This is a genomic window from Pseudomonas sp. D4-21 (genome assembly GCF_051132125.1).
In the GTDB taxonomy this organism is placed as follows: Bacteria; Pseudomonadota; Gammaproteobacteria; order Pseudomonadales; family Pseudomonadaceae; genus Aquipseudomonas.
Map to the genome: position 1 here is coordinate 964320 of NZ_CP071664.1, position 17271 is coordinate 981590.

At 62.1% G+C, this 17271-nt stretch carries 15 protein-coding genes; 9 read left to right on the top strand and 6 right to left on the bottom strand.

The window, feature by feature from the left end; all coding sequences use genetic code 11:
- Positions 1 to 43: 43 nt before the first annotated feature.
- The 4 genes from J3Q04_RS04180 to J3Q04_RS04195 all read left to right on the top strand — a co-directional run bounded on the left by J3Q04_RS04180 (position 44) and on the right by J3Q04_RS04195 (position 4679).
- The gene (locus J3Q04_RS04180) at positions 44 to 1306 is read left to right on the top strand and encodes an ATP-binding protein (RefSeq protein ID WP_420765538.1); all 1263 of its coding nucleotides are present in this window, start codon (positions 44 to 46) and stop codon (positions 1304 to 1306) included.
- Positions 1299 to 1859, top strand: a complete 561-nt coding sequence (locus J3Q04_RS04185) for a response regulator transcription factor (protein WP_003177957.1) — start codon at positions 1299 to 1301, stop codon at positions 1857 to 1859. The genes J3Q04_RS04180 and J3Q04_RS04185 overlap by 8 nt, the downstream gene beginning before the upstream one ends.
- Positions 1860 to 1949: 90 nt before the next feature.
- Positions 1950 to 3677, top strand: coding sequence for an ABC transporter ATP-binding protein/permease (locus J3Q04_RS04190; RefSeq protein WP_420765537.1), 1728 nt, complete (start codon positions 1950 to 1952; stop codon positions 3675 to 3677).
- A gap of 255 nt (positions 3678 to 3932) precedes the next feature.
- The gene (locus J3Q04_RS04195) at positions 3933 to 4679 is read left to right on the top strand and encodes a FadR/GntR family transcriptional regulator (RefSeq protein WP_420765536.1); all 747 of its coding nucleotides are present in this window, start codon (positions 3933 to 3935) and stop codon (positions 4677 to 4679) included.
- Between the two features lie 192 nt (positions 4680 to 4871).
- On the opposite strand, the gene J3Q04_RS04200 is transcribed toward J3Q04_RS04195, so the two are convergent.
- Positions 4872 to 5255 (bottom strand): hypothetical protein, encoded by a 384-nt coding sequence (locus J3Q04_RS04200; protein ID WP_434607778.1) that lies wholly within the window; start codon positions 5253 to 5255, stop codon positions 4872 to 4874.
- A 371-nt stretch (positions 5256 to 5626) separates the two neighbouring features.
- Here J3Q04_RS04200 and kdgD point away from each other — a divergent pair, with 371 nt between their 5' ends.
- The 5 genes from kdgD (at position 5627) to J3Q04_RS04225 (ending at position 12251) form a co-directional block, all read left to right on the top strand.
- Complete coding sequence (kdgD, locus tag J3Q04_RS04205) at positions 5627 to 6538, top strand: 5-dehydro-4-deoxyglucarate dehydratase (protein WP_186613371.1); 912 nt, start codon at positions 5627 to 5629, stop codon at positions 6536 to 6538.
- 128 nt (positions 6539 to 6666) lie between these two features.
- Positions 6667 to 8112, top strand: coding sequence for an aldehyde dehydrogenase family protein (locus J3Q04_RS04210; protein WP_434560661.1), 1446 nt, complete (start codon positions 6667 to 6669; stop codon positions 8110 to 8112).
- Between the two features lie 85 nt (positions 8113 to 8197).
- On the top strand, positions 8198 to 9562 hold the full coding sequence (locus J3Q04_RS04215) for an MFS transporter (protein WP_434560659.1): 1365 nt from the start codon (positions 8198 to 8200) through the stop codon (positions 9560 to 9562).
- A gap of 12 nt (positions 9563 to 9574) precedes the next feature.
- A complete protein-coding gene (garD, locus tag J3Q04_RS04220; protein ID WP_434607775.1) occupies positions 9575 to 11128 on the top strand; it encodes a galactarate dehydratase in 1554 nt (517 codons plus the stop codon).
- Positions 11129 to 11309: 181 nt separating this feature from the next.
- Complete coding sequence (locus J3Q04_RS04225) at positions 11310 to 12251, top strand: AEC family transporter (protein WP_434607773.1); 942 nt, start codon at positions 11310 to 11312, stop codon at positions 12249 to 12251.
- 136 nt (positions 12252 to 12387) lie between these two features.
- Here the strand turns inward: J3Q04_RS04225 and J3Q04_RS04230 are convergent, their stop codons facing one another.
- From J3Q04_RS04230 to gatA, 5 genes are all read right to left on the bottom strand, one after another.
- Positions 12388 to 12768, bottom strand: a complete 381-nt coding sequence (locus tag J3Q04_RS04230) for a carboxymuconolactone decarboxylase family protein (protein ID WP_420765530.1) — start codon at positions 12766 to 12768, stop codon at positions 12388 to 12390.
- On the bottom strand, positions 12765 to 13826 hold the full coding sequence (locus J3Q04_RS04235; RefSeq protein WP_434611661.1) for a calcium/sodium antiporter: 1062 nt from the start codon (positions 13824 to 13826) through the stop codon (positions 12765 to 12767). The genes J3Q04_RS04230 and J3Q04_RS04235 overlap by 4 nt, the downstream gene beginning before the upstream one ends.
- A gap of 49 nt (positions 13827 to 13875) precedes the next feature.
- Positions 13876 to 14253, bottom strand: coding sequence for a septal ring lytic transglycosylase RlpA family protein (locus tag J3Q04_RS04240; RefSeq protein ID WP_420765529.1), 378 nt, complete (start codon positions 14251 to 14253; stop codon positions 13876 to 13878).
- 106 nt (positions 14254 to 14359) lie between these two features.
- Positions 14360 to 15805, bottom strand: coding sequence for an Asp-tRNA(Asn)/Glu-tRNA(Gln) amidotransferase subunit GatB (gene gatB / locus J3Q04_RS04245; RefSeq protein ID WP_434560651.1), 1446 nt, complete (start codon positions 15803 to 15805; stop codon positions 14360 to 14362).
- Positions 15806 to 15815: 10 nt separating this feature from the next.
- Positions 15816 to 17267, bottom strand: coding sequence for an Asp-tRNA(Asn)/Glu-tRNA(Gln) amidotransferase subunit GatA (gene gatA, locus J3Q04_RS04250; protein WP_434607770.1), 1452 nt, complete (start codon positions 17265 to 17267; stop codon positions 15816 to 15818).
- Positions 17268 to 17271 lie beyond the last annotated feature (4 nt).

The following is a 17271-nucleotide window of genomic DNA, read 5'->3' on the forward strand; positions in this document are numbered from 1 at the left end:
TATACTCCATGCGATCCGCCTGGAGCGCTCATCAGGAGAGCTCATGCTCGCCCCTTTGCAAATGACTTCCGCTTCGCGCCAGAACCTATGGCGCCTGACGTTTATCCGCATTCTGGTCCTCGCAGCCCAGGCCGGCTCGGTGGGGCTTGCCTATTGGTTCGACCTGCTGCCGCTGCCTTGGCTGCAACTGGCAATCACGCTGGTCTTTTCCAGCGTACTTTGCGCGTTGACTGCGATTCGCCTGCGCACCTCATGGCCAGTGACCGAACTTGAATACGCTGTGCAACTGGCCTGCGACCTGTTTATCCACAGCGCGCTGCTGTATTTCTCCGGCGGCTCCACCAATCCTTTCGTCTCTTATTACCTGGTGCCGCTGACCATCGCCGCCGTGACACTGCCGTGGCGTTTTTCGCTGATCCTGTCCGGCATCGCCCTGGCGCTGTACACCTTGTTGCTGGCGCGCTTCTATCCGCTGGAAACCTTCCCCATCGCCCGGGAAAACCTGCAGATCTACGGCATGTGGCTGAGCTTCGCCCTGGCGGCTGCGGTCATCACCTTTTTTGCCGCGCGCATGGCCGAAGAATTGCGTCGCCAGGAAGAGTTGCGGGCGATCCGTCGTGAAGAAGGCCTGCGGGACGAGCAACTGCTGGCCGTGGCGACCCAGGCCGCCGGCGCTGCCCATGAACTGGGCACGCCGCTGGCGACCATGAGCGTGCTGCTCAAGGAAATGCGCCAGGACCATAAAGACCCGGCGTTGCAAGAAGACCTCAGTGTGCTGCAAGACCAGGTCAAGCTCTGCAAGGAAACCCTGCAATACCTGGTGCGCGCCGCCGAGGCCAACCGCCGGCTGGACATCGACATGCAGGCGGTCACGTTCTGGCTCGACGATGCCCTGAACCGTTGGCACCTGATGCGCCCCGAAGCCAGTTATCGCTTCCAGTGCCTGGGCAAGGGCACGGTGCCGCGCATGGCGCCGCCGCCGGACTTGACCCAGGCCTTGCTGAACCTGCTGAACAATGCCGCCGACGCCTGCCCGGAAAACTTGGAAGTGGTGCTGGACTGGGACGCCTATGAACTGACGATCTGTATTCGCGATCACGGCGCCGGTGTGCCGCTGGCGATTGCCGAGCAGATCGGCAAACCGTTTTTCACGACCAAGGGCAAGGGTTTCGGCCTGGGCCTGTTTTTGAGCAAGGCCAGCGTGACACGCGCCGGCGGCTCGGTGAAACTCTACCCCCATGAGGAAGGCGGTACGCTCACCGAGCTGCGCCTGCCCCATGCCGACCGAGGAGACGAATATGAGTGACGAGATCCAAGTCGACGGCGAAGAACTGCCGCACCTGCTGCTGGTGGATGACGACGCCACCTTTACCCGCGTCATGGCCCGGGCCATGTCCCGTCGCGGTTTTCGGGTCAGCACCGCCGGTTCCGCCGAAGAGGGCCTGACCATCGCCCAGGCCGACCTGCCGGACTACGCCGCCCTCGACCTGAAAATGGACGGCGACTCCGGCCTGGTGCTGCTGCCCAAGCTGCTGGAGCTGGACCCGGAGATGCGCGTGGTGATCCTCACCGGTTATTCGAGCATTGCCACCGCGGTCGAGGCCATCAAGCGCGGCGCGTGCAACTACCTGTGCAAACCGGCGGATGCCGACGATGTGCTGGCGGCGCTGCTGTCCGAGCACGCCGACCTCGATACCCTGGTGCCGGAAAACCCCATGTCGGTGGATCGCCTGCAATGGGAACACATCCAGCGGGTGCTGACTGAGCACGAAGGCAATATTTCCGCCACGGCTCGTGCCTTGGGCATGCACCGGCGGACCTTGCAGCGCAAATTGCAGAAGCGTCCGGTGCGTCGCTGAACCTGCGCTGAACGAATGCTGTCCCTCTCGCGACAGATCGGGCCGTTGCTCTATCATCGGCCCGAGTTATTCCTTTATTGAGCCTTAACCATGAATCAGAACGCTGAATATTCCGCGGTCAATGACGCGGTGCGCGGCCATTTTTTGCGCCGTGTCTGGCAGATGACCACGCCATACTGGCGCAGTGAGGAGAAGGGCAAGGCCTGGACGCTATTGATCGCCGTGATCGCGCTGTCGTTGTTCAGCGTGGCGATTTCGGTGTGGGTCAACAGTTGGTACAGGGATTTCTACAACGCCCTGCAAGAAAAGGACACCGTGGCATTCTGGCGGTTGATCCTGTACTTCTGCGGCATCGCGGCGGTAGCGATCCTGGGCGCGGTGTACCGCTTGTACCTCACGCAAATGCTCACCATCCGCTGGCGGGCCTGGCTCACCGAGCAGCATTTCGCCCGCTGGCTCAACAACAAGAACTACTACCGGCTGGAGCAGGGTGGCTACACGGACAACCCCGACCAGCGGATCTCCGAAGACCTCAACAGTTTTACCAGCAACACGCTGGAGCTGGGCCTGGGGCTGCTTCGCACGGTGGTCAGCCTGGTGTCGTTCTCGATTATCCTGTGGGGCGTGTCTGGCAGCATCGAGGTGTTCGGCTACACCATCCCTGGCTATATGTTCTGGTGCGCGTTGGTCTATGCGGCGGTGGGCAGTTGGCTGACGCACCTGATCGGCCGTCGCCTGATCGGTCTGAACAACAACCAGCAGCGCTTCGAAGCCGACCTGCGTTTCTCCATGGTGCGGGTGCGCGAGAACGCCGAGAGCATCGCGCTCTATGGCGGCGAGCCTAATGAGAATCGTCGCTTGAGTGGTCGTTTCGGCCTGGTCTGGCACAACTTCTGGGACATCATGCGGGTGTCCAAGCGCCTGACATTCTTTACGTCCGGCTACGGCCAGATCGCAATCATTTTCCCATTCATCGTCGCCGCGCCGCGTTATTTCGCGGGCAAGATCCAACTGGGCGAGCTCATGCAGATCAACTCGGCGTTCGGTAATGTGCAGGAGAATTTCAGTTGGTTCATTACCGCCTACGCCAACCTCGCCGCGTGGCGCGCCACCTGTGACCGTCTGCTGAGTTTCCGCCAGGCGATGAGCGACAACGAAGAGCGCGTGCCGGCCATTGATGTACAGAGCCAGGGCAACGAGCTGAAGGTCCACGATCTCGGGCTGGACCTGAACGATGGTCGGCATCTGCTGACCCATGGCGAACTGAGCGTGGAGCCGGGCGAGCGGGTGATGCTCAGTGGTCGCTCCGGCAGCGGCAAGTCAACGTTGCTGCGGGCGATGGGGCATTTGTGGCCTGCGGGGCATGGCAGCATTCTCCTGCCCTCGGCGCGTTATCTGTTCCTGCCGCAAAAGCCCTACTTGCCGATTGGCAGCCTGCGGGAAGTGCTGAGTTACCCACAGGCGGGCGATGTCTACCCCAACGAACGTTATGCACAGGTGCTCGAAACCTGTCGCCTGCCGCACCTGGTGGCGCGGTTGGATGAAAGCAACCACTGGCAGCGCATGCTCTCGCCCGGCGAGCAACAACGCCTGGCCTTTGCCCGTGCGTTGCTTTACGCGCCACTGTGGTTGTACATGGACGAAGCGACTTCGGCGATGGATGAAGAAGACGAGGCGACGTTGTACCAGGCGCTGATCGACCAGTTGCCAGGCCTGAGCATTGTCAGTGTCGGGCACCGAAGCAGCTTGAAACGTTTCCATCCGCGACATGTGCGTATCGAAAATGGCCAACTGGTGGAGCAGGCCGTGACCGCTTGATTGTCATTGTCGAACGCTGTTGCGGCGAGGGGATTTATCCCCTCTGGGCGCGAAGCGCCCCTTTCAAATCAACGGTCTTGATATTGAGTCTGCCAATAGACCAAGGGGCTGCTACGCAGCCCAGCGGGGATAAATCCCCTCGCCACAGCGATGCATGGCAGTAACCTTTGAAAAGGCCCACCAGTGAGCACGGTGATCGTACAACCGCGTTGCGCTATGATGCATACTTAGCCGCCTGTCAAATAGAGACACACCATGGAAAACCCGATCAACGTCCCACGCCTTCCCCGCAAGCGCCGCAGCCTGGCGCAGGAGCTGGTGACGGTGCTGACCGAGCAGATTCGCGACGGCCTGCTCAAGCGTGGCGATAAGTTGCCCACCGAGTCGGCGATCATGGAGGCCCATGGCGTCAGCCGCACGGTGGTGCGCGAGGCAATTTCCCGTTTGCAGGCGGCCGGCCAGGTTGAAACCCGCCATGGCATCGGCACCTTCGTGCTGGACACGCCCAGCCCGAGCGGCTTTCGCATCGACCCGGCGACGGTGGTCACGCTGCGCGATGTGCTGGCGATCCTGGAGTTGCGCATCAGCCTGGAAGTGGAATCCGCCGGGCTCGCGGCGCAGCGCCGCAGCGATGAGCAACTGTCGGCGATGCGGGCGGCGCTCGATGCCTTGAACGAAAGCGCGGCCCACGCCAGCGACGCGGTGGCCTCGGACTTCGCCTTCCATCTGGAAATCGCCCTGTCCACCGGCAACCGTTACTTCACCGACATCATGACCCACTTGGGCACCAGCATCATCCCGCGCACCCGGCTGAACTCGGCGCGCCTGGCCCATGACGACCAACAGCACTACATGGATCGACTGAGTCGCGAGCACGAGGAAATCTACGAGGCCATCGCTCGCCAGGATTCCGATGCGGCCCGTGCGGCCATGCGTTTGCACCTGACCAACAGCCGCGAGCGGCTGCGCCAGGCCCATGAAGAGGCGCAGGCGCAGGGCTGAAAGTCGCTCACTGCTAGGGCGCCGAGGATGCTGTTGTGGCGAGGGAGCTTGCTCCCGCTGGGCTGCGAAGCGGCCCCAGGTTGATGGCGGTTGCTGCGCAACCGAGCGGGAGCAAGCTCCCTCGCCACAACGGTGCTTTGTTTGACTTCGGATCTTTGTGTCGACCTTACGTGCAGGTATGTGGACAATAACTTACGGCTCGATCTTCAGCCTTATCGGCTTGGAGTACCTGTATTCCTCCGACTCACCATATGTCTGATAGCGCAGTTGGACCTCTTCGCCTAAGTACTTTTTCAGTGCCTCCTTGGGCAGAGTCATCACAGTGTTCTCGGTTTTTTGCTGGGGATTTTCAGGGTCCGTGAAGTCCACCAATGATCCACGTTCTCCCGTCCACCCAGGTTTTTCCCCATCGGGAGCGAGTATCAAAAAGGCATCGTCGTATAGAGGTACTTTTTGCTTTCCCGCAATCACAACGGTGAGTCCACTTTCTTGCATCGCTGACAGGCTGATGTTGACCGTCCCTGTGGATGGGTTTTCTGGATAGTTCTGAACGGTTGGCTTCGCATATATTTCCATGATGTCACTCCTTGTGAGGCAGCCCTGATCGTCGCGTACGGGCGACTCACTTAAAAGATTGTGAAAAGGGACTACGGCCGTGTCCAGCACAGCCATGTCTGGTTATGCCCCCATGCAGTAACGACGCCTACTGACAGAGTTGACAGTGGCGACGAGCGGTCGTGGAGGCCCGGCCAGCAAGTTTCATCCGTCTCCCAATCACGCCCAAAGCCCCGGTTTACAAGGCCTCGCGCGGAACACCCCAACCCCGACACCCGACAAAAGACGAAATACAGTTGACGCCCACATTTTAAGTTGTACGATGACCTACAACTTCACATGAAGCTGAACCATTTCCACAACACAACATTTGCGTCCAGGGTGTTCGAATAATGAATCCACAAGAACTGAAGTCCATCCTCTCGTCGGGCCTGCTGTCGTTCCCGGTTACCGATTTCACTGCCAATGGCGATTTCAATCGCGACAGCTACATCAAGCGCCTCGAGTGGCTGGCCCCGTACGGCGCCTCTGCATTGTTCGCGGCGGGCGGCACCGGTGAATTCTTCTCCCTGGCCGCCAGTGAGTATTCGCAAGTCATCAAGACTGCCGTCGATACCTGCGCCACCAGCGTGCCAATCCTCGCCGGCGTCGGCGGTGCCACCCGCCAGGCTATCGAATACGCTCAGGAAGCCGAGCGCCTGGGCGCCAAGGGTCTGTTGCTGCTGCCGCACTACCTGACCGAAGCCAGCCAGGACGGCGTTGCCGCCCACGTTGAAGCCGTGTGCAAATCGGTGAAGATCGGCGTGGTGGTGTACAACCGCAACGTCTGCCGCCTGAACGCGACCCAGCTGGAACAACTGGCCGAGCGCTGCCCGAACCTGATCGGCTACAAGGACGGCCTGGGCGACATCGAACTGATGGTGTCGATCCGTCGTCGCCTCGGCGACCGTTTCAGCTACCTGGGCGGCCTGCCGACCGCTGAAGTCTACGCCGCGGCCTACAAGGCCCTGGGCGTGCCGGTCTACTCCTCGGCGGTGTTCAACTTCATCCCGAAAACCGCGATGGACTTCTACCACGCCATTGCCCGCGAAGATCACGAGACTGTCGGCAAGATCATCGACGACTTCTTCCTGCCATACCTGGACATCCGCAACCGCAAGGCGGGTTACGCGGTGAGCATCGTCAAGGCCGGCGCGAAGATCGTTGGTTATGACGCGGGCCCAGTGCGCACGCCGCTGACCGACCTGCTGCCAGAAGAGTACGAAGCCCTGGCCGCGCTGATCGACAAGCAAGGCAAGCAGTAACAGACCCGACAAGGCCGCTGAGCAATCAGCGGCTTTTTGCGTAAGGCTTGATCGTTTCCACGTGCGCGTGGAAACGCAGCCAGGGACGCCCTGCGTTCCTAGACAGCTTTTGTGAGAGGAGAAGCTCCGTGGCAGATGCAAAGCGTTTCGATAACTACATCAACGGTGAGTGGGTGGCCGGTGCTGACTATTGCACCAACATCAACCCGTCTGACTTGTCCGACGTCATCGGTGAATACGCCAAGGCTGACGCAGCGCAAGTCAACGCCGCCATCGAAGCCGCCCGTGCCGCGTTCCCGGCCTGGTCGACCTCGGGCATCCAGGCCCGTCACGATGCGCTGGACAAAGTCGGCAGCGAAATTCTCGCCCGTCGCGAAGAGCTTGGCCAACTGCTGGCCCGGGAAGAGGGTAAGACCCTGCCCGAAGCCATCGGCGAAGTAACCCGCGCCGGCAACATTTTCAAATTCTTCGCCGGTGAATGCCTGCGCCTGTCGGGCGACTACGTGCCGTCGGTGCGCCCGGGCGTCAACGTCGAAGTGACCCGCGAAGCCCTCGGCGTGGTTGGTCTGATCACTCCGTGGAACTTCCCGATCGCCATCCCTGCGTGGAAAATTGCCCCGGCCCTGGCCTACGGCAACTGCGTGGTGATCAAGCCCGCCGAGCTGGTGCCGGGCTGCGCCTGGGCCCTGGCCGAGATCATTTCCCGTGCCGGTTTCCCGGCCGGTGCGTTCAACCTGGTGATGGGCAGCGGCCGTGTGGTCGGTGACATTCTGGTCAACAGCCCGAAAGTCGATGGCATCAGCTTCACCGGTTCCGTGGGCGTCGGCCGGCAGATCGCGGTCAACTGCGTGGCGCGCCAAGCCAAGGTCCAGCTGGAAATGGGCGGCAAGAATCCGCAGATCATCCTCGACGACGCCGACCTCAAGCAGGCGGTCGAATTGGCGGTGCAGAGCGCGTTCTACTCCACCGGCCAGCGTTGCACGGCATCGAGCCGACTGATCGTCACTGCCGGTATCCACGACAAGTTCGTTGCGGCCATGGCCGAGCGCATGCAATCGATCAAGGTCGGTCACGCGCTGAAGGCTGGCACTGACATCGGCCCGGTCGTTTCCGAAGCCCAGCTCAACCAGGACTTGAAGTACATCGACATCGGCCAGAGCGAAGGTGCGCGGCTGGTCAGCGGTGGTGGTGTAGTGACTTGCGACACCGAAGGTTACTTCCTGGCGCCGACCCTGTTCGCCGACAGCGAGGCTTCGATGCGCATCAGCCGCGAAGAGATCTTCGGCCCGGTGGCCAACGTCGTGCGCGTGGCTGACTACGAGGCGGCGCTGGCGATGGCCAACGACACCGAGTTCGGCTTGTCGGCCGGTATCGCCACCACGTCGTTGAAGTACGCCAACCACTTCAAGCGCCACTCCCAAGCAGGCATGGTGATGGTCAACCTGCCAACCGCCGGCGTGGATTACCATGTTCCGTTCGGTGGGCGCAAAGGTTCGTCCTACGGTTCGCGCGAGCAAGGTCGCTACGCGCAAGAGTTCTACACCGTGGTGAAGACCTCCTACATCGGCTCGTAATACGCAAGACCGGCCGGCGCCGGGCTCTGGCGCCGACCGTACAATTTGATTTCCCGCATAAAAATAAATAGTGGAAGTAGATTACATGCAAGAGACCAAGCCGACGCACGTCCGCTATTTGATCCTGCTCATGCTGTTTTTGGTGACGACGATCAACTATGCCGACCGCGCCACCATCGCCATCGCTGGTTCCAGCCTGCAAAAAGACCTCGGCATCGACGCCGTCACCCTCGGTTACATCTTCTCCGCTTTCGGCTGGGCCTACGTGGCCGGGCAGATTCCTGGCGGCTGGCTGCTCGACCGTTTCGGGTCGAAGAAAATCTATGCACTGAGCATTTTCACTTGGTCGCTGTTCACCGTGCTGCAGGGCTACGTCGGTGAGTTCGGCATGTCCACGGCGGTGGTTGCGCTGTTCATGCTGCGCTTTCTGGTCGGGCTGGCCGAAGCGCCTTCTTTCCCCGGCAACGCCCGTATCGTCGCGGCCTGGTTTCCCACCGCCGAACGTGGCACCGCCTCGGCGATCTTCAACTCGGCGCAGTATTTCGCCACCGTATTGTTCGCGCCGCTGATGGGCTGGATCGTCTACCGCTTCGGCTGGCAGCACGTGTTCATCGTCATGGGCGTGATCGGCATCGTGTTCTCGCTCGTCTGGCTGAAGGTCATCTACAGCCCGCGCCAGCACCCGATGATCAACGAGGCCGAGTTCAACCACATCGCTTCCAATGGCGCGATGGTTGACATGGACCAGGACAAGGGCAAGGAAAAGAAAGCCGACGGTCCGAAGTGGGATTACATCCGCCAACTGCTGACCAACCGCATGATGCTCGGCGTGTACCTGGGCCAGTACTGCATCAACGGCATCACCTATTTCTTCCTGACCTGGTTCCCGGTGTACCTGGTGCAGGAGCGCGGCATGACCATCCTCAAGGCCGGTTTCATCGCGTCCTTGCCGGCCATTTGCGGTTTCATTGGTGGCGTCCTCGGCGGGGTGATTTCCGACTACCTGCTGCGCAAGGGCCATTCGCTGACCTTCGCCCGCAAGGCGCCAATCATCGCCGGGCTGCTGGTGTCCAGCAGCATCGTGGCGTGCAACTACGTCGATATCGAATGGATGGTGGTGGGCTTCATGGCCCTGGCATTCTTCGGCAAGGGCGTGGGCGCATTGGGTTGGGCCGTGGTGTCCGACACGTCGCCAAAACAGATCGCCGGCTTGAGCGGTGGCCTGTTCAACACCTTCGGCAACCTGGCGTCGATCACCACGCCAATCGTCATCGGCTACATCATCAGCGCCACCGGTTCGTTCAAGTGGGCCCTGGTGTTCGTCGGTTGCAATGCGTTGGTGGCGGTGTTCAGCTATCTGGTCATCGTGGGCCCGATCAAGCGTGTGGTGCTCAAGGAGCCCACGGCCAGGGAAGCCGACCTATCCAGCCTGTCTGAAGCCAAATCCTGAGGAATGGCGTCCATGAATCTGATTGAACATGCCGATTCGCCCCGTTACATCCGCCTGCACGAGCGGGACAACGTGGTGATTGTTGTCAACGACCAGGGCGTACCCGCCGGGACCGAGTTCCCGGACGGCCTGGTCACCGTGGACTTCGTGCCACAGAGCCACAAGGTCACCCTGGTGGACATTCCCGAGGGTGGCGAGGTGATTCGCTACGGCCAGGTCATTGGCTACGCGCTGCAACCGATCCCTCGTGGCAGCTGGGTCAAGGAAGACCAATTGCGCATGCCCACCGCGCCACCCTTGGACAGCCTGCCGCTGTCCACCGATGTGCCGGCGGCGGATGCGCCACTGGAAGGCTACACCTTCGAGGGCTACCGCAACGCCGACGGCACCGTCGGCACGCGCAACATCCTGGGCATCACCACCACGGTGCAGTGCGTCACCGGGGTGCTGGACCATGCGGTCAAGCGCATCAAAGAAGAGCTGCTGTCCAAGTACCCGAACGTTGATGACGTGGTGGCGCTGACCCACAGCTATGGCTGCGGTGTGGCGATCACCGCCACCGACGCCTACATCCCGATCCGCACCGTGCGCAACCTGGCGCGCAACCCGAACCTGGGTGGCGAGGCGCTGGTGATCAGCCTGGGCTGCGAGAAATTGCAGGCCGGGCAGGTGATGCACGAAGGCGATAGCTCGGTGGACCTCAGCGAGCCATGGTTGTATCGCTTGCAGGATTCCAGCCACGGCTTTACCGAGATGATCGAGCAGATCATGGAGTTGGCCGAGACGCGCCTGAAGAAACTCGACCAGCGTCGGCGCGAAACCGTGCCCGCCTCGGAGCTGATCCTGGGCATGCAGTGCGGCGGCAGCGATGCGTTCTCCGGCATCACCGCCAACCCGGCCCTGGGCTACGCCTCGGACCTGTTGCTGCGGGCCGGTGCGACGGTGATGTTCTCTGAAGTCACCGAAGTGCGCGATGCGATCTACCTGCTGACCTCCCGGGCGCAAACCCAGGAAGTCGCCCAGGAACTGGTGCGCGAAATGGACTGGTACGACCGTTACCTGGCCAAGGGCGAGGCCGATCGCAGCGCCAACACCACGCCGGGCAACAAGAAGGGTGGGTTGTCGAACATCGTCGAGAAGTCCTTGGGCTCGATCGTCAAATCCGGCAGCAGCGCAATCAGCGGCGTGCTTGGCCCGGGTGAGCGCTTCAAGCAAAAGGGCCTGATCTTCTGCGCCACGCCGGCCAGCGACTTTGTCTGCGGCACGCTGCAACTGGCGGCGGGGATGAACCTGCACGTGTTCACTACCGGTCGGGGCACCCCGTACGGCTTGGCCATGGCGCCGGTGGTGAAGGTCTCGACCCGTACCGAACTGGCCCAGCGCTGGCCGGACCTGATCGACATCGACGCCGGCCGCATCGCCACCGGGCGCGCGACCATCGAAGAGTTGGGCTGGGAGCTGTTCCACTACTACCTGGACGTGGCCAGCGGCAAGAAACAGACCTGGGCCGAGCAGCACAAGTTGTTCAACGACATTACCTTGTTCAACCCGGCGCCGATTACCTGATCCGGCGCTGATCGCGAGCAGGCTCGCTCCCACAGGGATGTGGGGGTGAATGTGGATTCTGTTATCGCTGGAGATCCAATGTGGGAGCGAGCCTGCTCGCGAAGAGGCTCGACCAGACGCCAACGTCGTGAGTGGCTTATCATTAGCCACCTAACGACACCTCCTTCTCAAGGTCCTCGGCATGCTGGCAATTTTCCTCGAAACCCTGAACGTCACCGCGCCGGTGTTCGCCATGCTGTTTCTGGGGACGCTGCTCAAGCGCATCGGCTGGATCAACGACAACTTCATCCACATCGCCTCGTCGCTGGTGTTCAACGTCACCATGCCGGCGCTGTTGTTCCTTGGCATTCTGCACGCTGATTTGCACGCGGCTTTGCAGCCAGACCTGCTGATCTATTTCTCGATTGCCACCCTGGTGAGTTTCGCCATGGCCTGGGGCTGGGCGATCTGGCGTTGCCCGCGGGAGGATCGCGGGATCTACACCCAGGGCGCGTTTCGTGGCAACAACGGCGTGATCGGCCTGGCATTGGCCGCGAGCATGTATGGCGACTATGGGATTTCCCTGGGGGCGATTCTGGCGGCGCTGGTGATCCTGTTCTACAACACCCTGTCGACCATCGTGCTGGCGGTCTACAGCCCGGTGATCAAGTCCGACCCCTGGAGCATCTGCAAGAGCGTGATCAGCAACCCGCTGATCATCAGCGTGCTTGCCGCCGCGCCGTTCGCCTATTGGCGGATCGGCCTGCCGAACTGGTTCGAGACGTCGGCCAAGTATCTGTCCCAAATGACCTTGCCCCTGGCGCTGATCTGCATCGGCGGCACGCTGTCCCTTGCGGCCTTGCGCAAGAGCGGCAAGATGGCCCTGAGTTCGAGCCTGGTGAAGATGGTCGGCTTGCCGTTGGTGACTACTCTGGGCGCATGGTTGTGGGGTTTTCGCGGGGCGGAACTGGGGATCCTGTTCCTGTACTTCGGCAGCCCCACCGCCGCCGCCAGCTACGTCATGGCCCGCGCCGCGAATGGCAACCACGAGCTGGCGGCGGCGATCATCGTCATCACCACCTTGATGGCGGCGATTACCACCAACCTGGGGATCTTTGTGTTGCAGTGGGGTGGGTGGATCTAGCTTCAGGTTTGCAGCGTTCTATCGATCCTTTCGCGAGCAGGCTCGCTCCCACAGGGGATTTTCGGTGGGCACAAATCTTGTGTTCACCACCGGCCAAATGTGGGAGCGAGCCTGCTCGCGAAGGCGATCGCCCAATTCACTCAGGTTTCTGGTAACTATCGATCACTTCCTGCGCCGCCCGAAACGCATCGATCGCCGCTGGCACGCCCGCGTACACCGCGCAATGCAGCAACGCTTCGCGAATTTCTTCTACCGTGCAGCCATTGTTCAGCGCGCCACGCACGTGGCCCTTGAGTTCCTGCGGGCACTTGAGGGCGGTGAGGGCGGCGAGGGTGATCAGGCTGCGGGTCTTCAGCGGCAGGCCTTCGCGGCTCCAGACGCTGCCCCAGGCATGTTCGTTCACGAAATCCTGCAGCGGCTGGGTGAATTCGGTGGCGCTGCCCAGGGCGCGGTCGACGAACGCATCGCCCATCACTTTGCGACGCATATCGAGGCCGGTCTTTGGATTGTCGGTCATGGCAAATCCCTCTTGTGGTGTTGGCGGCGCCAGGCGCGCAAGGAAGTGAACAGCAGAAACGCGAGCAGGGCCGGCAGCACGTAGAACAACATCAATCGTTCAAGCTGGCCGGCCAATGGCATGCCGGTGGTGAACGACACCACATGCAGCCCGTACGCCGTGTACAAGCCCAGGAACAGCAGCCCTTCGGCGCGGGTGACGCGATAGCCGGAATAGAACACCGGCAGGCACAGCACCGCGACGCCAAGCATCACCGGCAGGTCGAAGGCCAGGGCATTGGGCGAGACCGAGAGCGCAGAAGGCGCGGCGAGGGCGGTCACGCCCAATACACCCAGAAGGTTGAACAGGTTGCTGCCGATTACGTTGCCTACTGCGATGTCCCGTTGACCCCGAAGGGCGGCGATCAACGAAGTGGCTAGCTCCGGCAGCGAGGTGCTCACGGCAACGATGGTCAGGCCGATGATGCGCTCGGACAACCCCAGGTCGGTCGCCACTTCCACCGCCGCGCCCAATAACAGGTTCCCGGCGAAGACCAGCATCGCCAGGCCCGAAACGATCATCACCAGGCCCTTGGGCCACGAACCATGGGCAACTGCGCCTCCCAGCGGATGTGGTCGCGCGGAGTGCCGGGACTGGCGCAGCAACAGGCCCAGGTACACCGCCAGGGCTACCAGCAGCAGGACGCCGTCGAGTCGGGTCAGTTCTTCGTTCCAGGCCAGCACGAACACCAGCAGGCTGGCGCCGATCATCAGCGGGATATCCAAGCGCACCAATTGACGCGAGACGCGCAGCGGAATGATCAGCGCCGACAGCCCGAGGGTGACGAGGATGTTGAAGGTACTGCTGCCGATCACACTCCCCACGGCGATGTCAGCGTTCTGTGCCAGGGTCGCTTGCAGGCTGACAGCCATTTGCGGTGCGCTGCTGCCGAATGCGACGACGGTCAGGCCGATAATCAGCGGCCGCACCTGCAAGCGTGCCGCCAGCCCCACGGCGGCACGCACCAGCAACTCGGCGCCGGCGATCAGCAACAGCAGAGCGCCACACAGTTCGATCAGGCTGAGCAGCGGTAAAGCATTGATCAGGGAAATGGCCGGGCTCCGTCTATCAGTCGTCGAGGGCTTGCACACGCACACGCGCGGTACCGCTGCGCAGCATGCCCAATTGTTCGGCCGCGGCGCGGGACACATCGATCAGGCGCCCACGGGTATACGGGCCACGATCGTTGATACGGACCACAACGCTGTCGTTGTTTTTCAGGTTGGTGACTTTCACCCGGGTGCCGAACGGCAACTGGCGATGCGCGGCGGTCAGGCCGTGCTGGTCGAAGCGCTCGCCGCTGGCGGTACGCTTGCCATGGTGCCTGGAGCCGTAATAGGAGGCGACGCCGGTCTGGTCGTAGCCGTGTGGATCGACCGTCCCGCTCTGGCTGGCGCAACCGGCCAGCAGGGACAGCAGGGCGCAGGCGCCGAGGAGACGCTTCATTGAGGAGTTTCCCACATCGGTGTGGTTGTGAAATTCATTGTGGCGAGGGAGCTTGCTCCCTCGCCACAGGGGACCGAGCCAGACCAGAAGACTGGCTCCATGGCAATCAGCCTTCGAGCTTGCTTTTGAGCAGTTCGTTGACTTGCTGCGGGTTGGCCTTGCCCTTGGAAGCTTTCATGGCCTGGCCGACGAAGAAGCCGAACATCTTGCCGCGCTTGGCTTCGTCCGCCGCACGGTATTGCTCGACCTGCTCGGCGTTGGCCGCGAGCACTTCATCGAGCACGGCGCTGATCGCACCGGTGTCGGTGACCTGCTTCAGGCCGCGCTTGTCGATGATCTCGTCTGCGCTGCCCTCACCATTGGCCATGGCTTCGAACACCATTTTGGCGATCTTGCCGGAAATGGTGTTGTCCTTGATCCGCAACAGCATGCCGCCCAGTTGCTCGGCCGAAACCGGCGACTCGTCGATTTCCAGGCCCTGCTTGTTCAACAGGCTGCCCAACTCGACCATCACCCAGTTGGCCGCCAGCTTGGCGTCGCCGCCGATGCTCACGACTTTCTCGAAGTAGTCGGCCTGTTCGCGGCTGGTGGCCAGGACGTTGGCGTCATAGCTCGACAGCCCGAACTGCGCCTGGAAGCGCTCGCGTTTCTGTGGCGGCAGTTCCGGCAGGGTGGCGCGTACTTCATCGAGGAACGAATGCTCGATGACCACCGGCAGCAGGTCCGGGTCGGGGAAGTAACGGTAGTCGTTGGCTTCTTCCTTGCTGCGCATCGGACGGGTCTCGTCCTTGTTCGGGTCGTACAGGCGGGTCTGCTGGATGACTTTGCCGCCGTCCTCGATCAGTTCGATCTGGCGTTGGATCTCGCTGTTGATCGCCTTTTCGATGAAGCGGAACGAGTTGACGTTCTTGATCTCGCAGCGGGTGCCGAACTCGGCCTGGCCCTTGGGACGGATCGACACGTTGCAGTCGCAACGCAGCGAGCCCTCGGCCATGTTGCCGTCGCAGATGCCCAGGTAGCGCACCAGGGCATGGATCGCTTTGACGTAGGCCACGGCTTCCTTGGCGCTGCGCATGTCCGGCTCGGAGACGATTTCCAGCAGCGGCGTGCCGGCGCGGTTCAGGTCGATGCCGGTGGCGCCGTTGAATTCTTCGTGCAGGCTTTTGCCGGCGTCTTCTTCCAGGTGCGCGCGGGTGATACCGACGCGCTTGACCGTGCCGTCTTCCAGGGCGATGTCCAGGTGGCCCTTGCCGACGATCGGCAGTTCCATCTGGCTGATCTGGTAGCCCTTGGGCAGGTCCGGGTAGAAGTAGTTCTTGCGGGCGAACACGTTGTGCTGGCCGATCTCGGCGTCAATCGCCAGGCCGAACATCACCGCCATGCGCACCGCTTCGGCGTTGAGCACCGGCAGCACGCCGGGCATGCCCAGGTCCACCAGGCTGGCCTGGGTGTTGGGCTCGGAACCGAAAGTGGTCGAGCTACCGGAAAAGATTTTCGACCGGGTGGTGAGCTGGGTATGAATCTCCAGCCCGATCACGACTTCCCATTGCATGTGTTTCTCCTCAGAAGCCGGTTGGGGTGCGGGTGTGCCAGTCAGTATTCAATTGATACTGGTGGGCGACATTCAACAGGCGGCCTTCCTGGAAATACGGCGCGAGCAACTGCACGCCCACCGGCAGGCCATCGACGAAGCCGGCCGGCATGGACAGGCCCGGCAAGCCGGCGAGGTTGGCGGTGATGGTGTAGACGTCTTCCAGGTACTCGGCGACCGGGTCGCTGTTCTTGGCGCCGAGCTTCCAGGCCGGGTTCGGCGTGGTTGGGCCGAGGATGATATCGACCTCGTTGAAGGCGGCCATGAAGTCGTTCTTTACCAGGCGGCGGATTTTCTGCGCCTTTAGGTAGTAGGCATCGTAGTAGCCGGCGGACAGCGCGTAGGCGCCAACCATGATCCGGCGCTGCACTTCGGCGCCGAAGCCTTCGCCACGGGAGCGCTTGTACAGGTCGACCAGGTTTTGCGGGTTCTCGCAGCGATAGCCGAAGCGCACGCCGTCGAAACGCGAGAGGTTAGAGGAGGCTTCCGCCGGGGCGATCACGTAATACGCCGGAATGGCGTGCTGCATGTTCGGCAGGCTGATTTGCTTGATGACCGCGCCGAGCTTTTCCAGCTCCTTGATGCTGTTTTGAATCAGATCGGCGATGCGCGGGTCGAGGCCGGCGCCGAAATATTCCTTCGGCACGCCAATGCGCAGGCCTTGCAGCGAACCGTTGAGGCTGGCGCTGTAGTCCGGCACCGGTTCATCGATGCTGGTGGAATCGTTCGGGTCGAAGCCGGCCATGCCTTGGAGCAGGATCGCGCAGTCTTCGGCGGTGCGGGCCAGCGGGCCACCCTGGTCGAGGCTGGAGGCGTAGGCAATCATGCCCCAGCGCGAGACGCGGCCGTAGGTCGGTTTCAGGCCGGTGAGGTTGGTGAACGCAGCTGGCTGGCGAATCGAGCCACCGGTGTCGGTGGCGGTGGCGGCCGGCAACAGGCGCGCGGCCACGGCGGCGGCGGAACCACCGGACGAGCCGCCCGGTACGTGTTCAAGGTTCCACGGGTTTTTCACCGCGCCGTAATGGCTCGACTCGTTGGCCGAGCCCATGGCGAACTCGTCCATGTTGGTCTTGCCCAGGGTCACGGTGCCGGCGGCGGCCAGCTTGGCGACCACGGTGGCGTCGTACGGGGCCTTGAAATTGTCGAGCATCTTCGAGCCGCAGCTGGTGCGGATGCCCTGTGTGCAAAACAGGTCCTTGTGGGCAATCGGCGCGCCAAGCAGGGCGCCGTTCTCACCCTTGGCGCGACGGGCGTCGGCGGCCTTGGCCTGGCTCAGGGCCAGTTCTTCGGTGAGGCTGATGAAGCTGTTGAGCTGCGGATCGAGCTGGGCGATGCGCGCCAGCAGGGCCTTGGTCAGCTCTTCGGAGGAAAACTTTTTGTCGGCGAGTCCGCGGGCGATCTCGGCCAGGGTCATCTGATGCATGAGA

Coding starts and splice junctions, on each gene's coding strand:
- J3Q04_RS04180 (WP_420765538.1), top strand. CDS start 44: ATGCTCGCCCCTTTGCAAATGACTTCCGCTTCGCGCCAGAACCTATGG.
- J3Q04_RS04185 (WP_003177957.1), top strand. CDS start 1,299: ATGAGTGACGAGATCCAAGTCGACGGCGAAGAACTGCCGCACCTGCTG.
- J3Q04_RS04190 (WP_420765537.1), top strand. CDS start 1,950: ATGAATCAGAACGCTGAATATTCCGCGGTCAATGACGCGGTGCGCGGC.
- J3Q04_RS04195 (WP_420765536.1), top strand. CDS start 3,933: ATGGAAAACCCGATCAACGTCCCACGCCTTCCCCGCAAGCGCCGCAGC.
- J3Q04_RS04200 (WP_434607778.1), bottom strand. CDS start 5,255: ATGGAAATATATGCGAAGCCAACCGTTCAGAACTATCCAGAAAACCCA.
- kdgD (WP_186613371.1), top strand. CDS start 5,627: ATGAATCCACAAGAACTGAAGTCCATCCTCTCGTCGGGCCTGCTGTCG.
- J3Q04_RS04215 (WP_434560659.1), top strand. CDS start 8,198: ATGCAAGAGACCAAGCCGACGCACGTCCGCTATTTGATCCTGCTCATG.
- garD (WP_434607775.1), top strand. CDS start 9,575: ATGAATCTGATTGAACATGCCGATTCGCCCCGTTACATCCGCCTGCAC.
- J3Q04_RS04225 (WP_434607773.1), top strand. CDS start 11,310: ATGCTGGCAATTTTCCTCGAAACCCTGAACGTCACCGCGCCGGTGTTC.
- J3Q04_RS04230 (WP_420765530.1), bottom strand. CDS start 12,768: ATGACCGACAATCCAAAGACCGGCCTCGATATGCGTCGCAAAGTGATG.
- J3Q04_RS04240 (WP_420765529.1), bottom strand. CDS start 14,253: ATGAAGCGTCTCCTCGGCGCCTGCGCCCTGCTGTCCCTGCTGGCCGGT.
- gatB (WP_434560651.1), bottom strand. CDS start 15,805: ATGCAATGGGAAGTCGTGATCGGGCTGGAGATTCATACCCAGCTCACC.
- gatA (WP_434607770.1), bottom strand. CDS start 17,267: ATGCATCAGATGACCCTGGCCGAGATCGCCCGCGGACTCGCCGACAAA.